This window comes from Pseudomonas sp. SJZ078 (assembly GCF_007828255.1).
Taxonomy (GTDB): domain Bacteria; phylum Pseudomonadota; class Gammaproteobacteria; order Pseudomonadales; family Pseudomonadaceae; genus Aquipseudomonas.
On the sequence record NZ_VIUG01000050.1, the window covers coordinates 21,699 to 27,698 of the forward strand.

3 protein-coding genes and 1 pseudogene are annotated in these 6,000 nt (G+C 52.9%); 2 read left to right on the plus strand and 2 right to left on the minus strand.

The window, feature by feature from the left end:
- Positions 1–44 precede the first annotated feature (44 nt).
- Together FBY02_RS26755 and FBY02_RS26760 are read right to left on the minus strand one after the other, a co-directional pair.
- Entirely contained in the window at positions 45–3,638 is a 3,594-nt protein-coding gene (locus FBY02_RS26755) for a transporter substrate-binding domain-containing protein (RefSeq protein WP_144931361.1), read from the minus strand.
- A gap of 4 nt (positions 3,639–3,642) precedes the next feature.
- A complete protein-coding gene (locus FBY02_RS26760; protein WP_144931363.1) occupies positions 3,643–4,269 on the minus strand; it encodes a response regulator transcription factor in 627 nt (208 codons plus the stop codon).
- Positions 4,270–4,887: 618 nt separating this feature from the next.
- Here FBY02_RS26760 and FBY02_RS28245 point away from each other — a divergent pair.
- Positions 4,888–5,087: pseudogene (locus FBY02_RS28245) on the plus strand (hypothetical protein); the annotation flags it as partial.
- Positions 5,088–5,324: 237 nt separating this feature from the next.
- On the plus strand, positions 5,325–5,717 hold the full coding sequence (locus tag FBY02_RS26765; RefSeq protein WP_144931365.1) for a tail fiber domain-containing protein: 393 nt from the start codon (positions 5,325–5,327) through the stop codon (positions 5,715–5,717).
- Positions 5,718–6,000: the final 283 nt, after the last annotated feature.

Genomic DNA, 6,000 nt, shown 5'->3' on the forward strand with positions numbered 1-6,000 from the left:
AAACAGCTGGAAAATTCTTCGCTTTTCGCAGGACATTTCTGCGCTTATGTTGCGCAGTAAGTTTCGAGCATATCAGTCAACTGAAGTATAGCTTCACGCAGGTTGTCAATTCTTGCGTCCAACTCATGACGCTCGGATTCCATTTTGACCTCCTCGAGCATTTCGCAACAATGCTCCAAATGACGGGCCTTGAGAATAAGAGCTCCGCCCTTCACGCGATGGGCGAGCACTCTCAGTCCTTCGTTGTTTCCCGCGGCTGCAAGCTCATCGAGACGAAGCAGATCGCTTCTATTAGTCGTGATCAGCTTGTCCAGCAAATCCTTCACGGCATCGACGTTTCCTCCGCTCATCCTTTCCAGATCAGATAGTCCAATGAGCTCCAGCGTCGCCGAAGGTCTTTGTATCTCCTGTGGGATTGGTCGCGCCAACCCTAGACGCTTGGACAACTGCGCAAGGCTGGTGGGTTTGAACATGCAACCATCCATTCCCGCTGCTCGGCACCTGTTCTCCTCATCGATTTGGGCGTTGGCAGTGAACCCGAGTATGAGACAGGCCTTCCTCCCAGTGTTCAACTCTTCCCCGCGAATCAGACTGGTCATCTCATAGCCGGTCATGTTGGGCATGTTGCAATCACTGATCACGACGTCGAAGTGTCCGGTTCGCCAGATGTTCAGTCCTCTCCTTCCGTCCTCGGCCTCCACCACTTGATGCCCCAAGAAGCTCAACTGCTGAACTAGCAGCAAGCGATTGGCTGGGTAATCATCGACCACCAACACCCGTAATCCCCTCACCGGCGTTTCGATAGGGTCGAGCTCTCCTGGCTTAGGGGTAACCAAATCTGGCAGGATGTCGAAGGCGAGCCTTACCCGAACGATTGTTCCTACTCCAAGAGTACTGCTGAGCGTCAGACTGCCTCCCATCATTTCACTTAGGTTGCGGCAAATCACCAGACCGAGCCCGGATCCATTGCGCGCATGCTGTTGATTACTTGCAGCTTGCACAAAAGGTCTGAACAAACGCAGCATTTCGTCTTCCGCGATGCCAATACCGCTATCCTCCACCAGAAGCTCGACGGACTGGCGATACTCACTATGGGGCTGGCATAGGCGTAGCGTCACACGCACGGCCCCCTCCTCGGTGAACTTGATTGCGTTGCCGACCAGGTTGGAAATCACCTGTTTAAAGCGCAGCGGATCAACTAGCACATCACAATCAGCGGCCGGATCCAGTTCCATCTGCAGGCCGATATGCTTTTGTCGTGCTAGCCCATCGAAGACTCTGACCACTGACTCAACCAGAGGGCCCAATTGAGCACGCTCGGGGGAGAGGGCGAGCTTACCTGACTCGACCTGGGCGATATCCAGGATATCGCCGATCAGTTCAAGCAGGTGGCTGGCCGCATCGGAGGCCACATCGATGGTCAAACGATCGTATTCTCCTCTCTCTGCCTTCTTCGAGGCCAGCTCTAACATCCCGATAACCGCATTCAGAGGAGTGCGGATCTCATGGCTCATAGTAGCCAGGAAGGTGGTTTTCGCTCGATTGGCATCATCCGCCTCAAGCAGTAGGCGCTGGCGTTCAGTAATATCAATCCAGCCTGCGATAACGCTTGCCATCTCGCCGTTGCCCAGCCGGAACGGCAGCATCCAGTGAAATATCGCAATTGTTTGCCCATTGAGTAAGGTGAGATGATTGTCGCGGATCAGTGGCTCTCCGCTTGTCATCACTTGGCGATAGGCGGCCTCGAAGGCGGGTGCCTCGGGCATTTGCCCCAGCGTGCTTTCACACAGTGTCTTGCCAATTACCTGTTCACGGGTGACGCCGAACACGTTCAGATAGGATTGATTACATGTGACTAAGCGCAACTCATGGTCGCGTACATAGATGGGATGCGGCGTGCCATCGATCAGCACTCGCTCAAACTCTATCTGATCGATCAATCGTCGCTCTGCCTCTTCGCGCCGACGGATCTCTTCTCGCAACCGACGTATCCATACAAAGGTCGCGGCTAGCAGCAATAAGGCGGCCAGCATGGACGATAGGATAGTCCTGCGGTGCGCCGCCCAAAAGCTGCCCTCGAGAACCACATCTCGGCTCCAGAGGCTCGTGAGGTCCTCCAGCTCGTTCGGCGGGATGCTGAGTAGTGCCTTGTCCAGTATGTCGCGCAACTCCTTGGCGCCCCTATCAATCGCGAAAGCGATGTGGCCGGGGGTGGAGCCGATAGTAGTAACGATGCGCAAACGATCGCGATACTGTCGGGAGATGATGTAGCGTGCACCAATCACATTGGTGACCCCTCCCTCGACATCGCCGTTGGCAACCCGCTCCAGTATTTGCCCCACGTTATCGATCAATACCAGTTGAATCTTCGGATGATTCTTGATCAAGTAACCGATTAACTCGTTGCCGTGCGTCACGGCTAGCCGTTTGCCGGCCATTTCTTCTAGAGAGACAGGTGCCTCTGGGGTGTCGCGGGTGACCAATACAAAGGGATTGCTGAAATAGGCGCGGGTGAAATCGAAATGCTCTTCTCGCGCCTTACTCGGTGAGAGGGCGGCGAACATGTCTGCCTCGCCGTTACGAATCTTGCGCGTAGCCTCCGCAATTGACACAACAGGCCGGGCGTCGAAGACAAGCCCTGTACGAAAGCTGATTCGCTCTAGAACATCTGCCGCGATTCCGCGAAACTGGCCCTCGTCGTTGCGGAAGGTGAGCGGCACGAAGCTTTCGACGAAAAGGACCCGAATGCGCGGATGCCGATTCATCCAGGCTTGTTCGGGCTTCGTGAATTGCAGTGCCGTACCGATTGGGGCGATGATGCCCCCACCCCAGCGTCTGATGATTTCCTGACGTTGCTCTTCTGAAATCTCTTCGATAGCCGCGTTCACCAGACGATGAAGCCGCTCATCGTCACGACGTAACGCCAGCGCAAAGGCTCCGGGCTCTAGCGCAGCAAAGTTAGCCAGTTGAAGATTGCTGATGCGGTGCGCAAATAAATTGGCTGTCAACAGGTCACCGAGAAAAACATCGGCCTTTCCGAATGACACCGCGCTCACGGCGCTCTGCACTGACTCGTGTAGTTGTAGCTGCGCCTCAGGATAAGCCAGCTGGACCTGTTCGGGAGGGAGGTAGTGATAGAGCATGGCCACTCGCTTGCCCGCGAGTTCACCTGCCGCGACTGCTGTTTCGCCAGTGCGTGTGACTAGGGCTGGATGGTCCACAGCATACGACTGACTCAGTGTAAGGTCCTTCTCTGCTGAATCGTACGTATTGGCGCTCCCAAGAACATCAATTTCCCCACGGCGCAAGGCCTCGATGGCGGCTTGACGGGAAGGATAGCGCCGAACCTTCACTTGTAAATTCAATAACTTGCCGATCAATCCAACAATATCGGCAGTAACGCCTTGGTAGTCCCCGGTGTTGGATACAATATCGAAGGGCGGATTGTCCGGGGCGTTTACGCCCAACCGCAAGCTGCCCTTGACTGCAAGCCATTGCCTATCCGCTCCCGAGACCTCCAATTGGAAGTCGTTACGCTCACCGTACTGCAGAAGACTTAGTGATTCTGCCTGCGTGGTCGTTACGTCGGCACACCATACCAACCCTAGCAGCAATCCATAACAAATGGATCTGCGCATGGCATCAGACCATGCCGTGACGTTTAGCCAGATCGGCAAGTTCCACTACCGAAGATACTTTGAGTTTTTCAATCAGGCGGGTCTTATATGTGCTTATCGTCTTGTTGCTGAGCAACATGGCATCGCCGATTTGCTTGTTACTCAGCCCTAGGGCAAGTTGGCGGAACACCATAAGCTCCCTATCGGACAGGCTTGAAATTTGCTCGGCCTCACCACTCTGATTATCTCTACGACGCACCGAGAGTAGTGCAACGTCTGGGAAGTAGGTATAGCCGGACATTAGCACCTTTAAGGCTTTGCTCAGATTGCTCAGGTCATCGGCTTTGGAAACGAAGCCGGCCACTCCCGCGTTCATGCAGCGTGCTACGACATATTCAGCGGGCTGTGCAGTGAGCACTAGAATCTTGATAGACAACCCGAGTAAGCGGATACGCTCAATCACTTCCATGCCATCTACTTGAGGAATACCGATATCCAGAACGAGCAAGTCTGGCTCCAGAGTGCGAGCAATGTGCAACGCATCGGAGCCGTTATCGGCTTCGATCACCTCCTCGAAGCCTTCGTTTACCAGAATCATTTTCACGCTGGCCCGCACGAAAGGGTGATCATCAACAATCAATGCTGTGGGCATTGCTCCTCCTGGAATGAAAGGTCAGCCATTCTAACACTTGACTGATGAGCGGAAAGATTGAAGCGTAGGGCAAGGGCTTGCGACCGTGTTGTCAGGGGGTGAGTCGCACGCGCTGAAGCGACACGTGAGCTTGAGCTGACATCTATCCAGGCACAATCATTTTCAAGTCTGGTGTCCGCTCAGCCCCCATGCGTAACAAACCTACACGTAAGTAGCCGTCGTTGCGCTGCCCGCTATATTGCGTTGCGAACTGACATCTGTGCCCAAGAATGAAGCCTCACCGCTGACTATTCAACATGAAAGTACAAAGGGTCCCTTCTTCCTCTCGGAGTGCGCGCATTTTCTCTGGTTCTGGCTACACTTTCTGCTGGAAATGTCTTTTATGTCTGTAGGAAATTTCCCTATGCATATTACCCTGTCAGCCTGCCGAAGCTTGTCAATCTCGCAAAGTCAGGGTTCGGCCCTATCAAGTATGCGACGTCAAATGTGCGCTAACGCTGGCGTCGCCAGCGACTTCCAAGGCGAGCGAGGTAAATCTTAACACCTGGCATTCGGGCGTCCAAACGACTGTGCCAGGGTGTGTGCGGACAGGGAGGGTCCGTGGTTTGCCGCAGGCCACATCCGTTTCGGGTAATCAAGCGTCAGTTTGGCTATATAAAGCGCTTTCGCGGCTTGATGAAAACACCGCGTAACAGGCCACGCTATTTGCCCTGTCAAACCTGTGGATGATGCGAAAACGGCTGCTGATTGGCGGAGAGATGCGCCTGTCATGTGGGAAAAGAGCCTTGAAAAAGGTGTTAAGAACAGAAAAGGTCTGATTTCTGACCAAGCCAGCATTTTTTAAACTCAACCAAGGAGGGCTTAAATTGCTGATTACTTCAGACCTTTCCTAGGGCTGAAGAAAGGTCCTACGCGCGCCAAAGAATCATCCGATGTTCACGCAAACATTATTGGGGTTAACTATTTTCTGGTCTTAAGTGGGTAGAGTTGCTAATCGCTTAGGGATTAAAACTAAACTTACATCTGTCGGTACATAATAAATAAAGGAGTAATCAATGGCTGGTATTAAAGGTTTTGTCTTCTCTGGCGCGCTATTGTTGGCAAGTTTCGGTTCTGTAGCCAGCGCCGAGGCAGGAGGCATCGGAAACCGATGCTGCCCATTCAGTGACGAACGCCTGAAACAAAATATTCAACCTCTACAGGGAGCTACCGAGAAACTACTTGAGTTACATGGTGTGTCTTATGAGTTCAAGCGCGACGGCAAGAAGGATGTAGGCTTGTTAGCTCAGGACGTAGAAAAAGTATACCCTGAATTGGTTGTAGAAAAGGAAGGTTACAAGCAATTAGATTATGAGAAATTAACCGCGCCATTGATTGAGGCTGTACGGGAGCTAAATGGGAGGATAGCGAATTTGGAAGCCAAGACGGCGGCAAAACACACTCACTAAGCAGGTGGCTGTAATAAACTGAGCACAATATCTCACTTATCGGTACGGTGTTGTACTCAGTTCGCGATTATTCAATGAACTCTATGGGAGATAGATGGCTTATGTACAAGTCTGCATGGGGTTCTTCTGTTCTTGCGTTTTCTTGCTTGGCACAGATCACTGCATTGCAGCAGGTACGTCAAATGGCGGTAAGCGTCTGCCGAAGTCACCTTGCGTGACTCAGGCCGGCACCCACTGATGCGGTAGCAGTTGATCAATCTCACTGGCACGCTGTGTTGGCAGC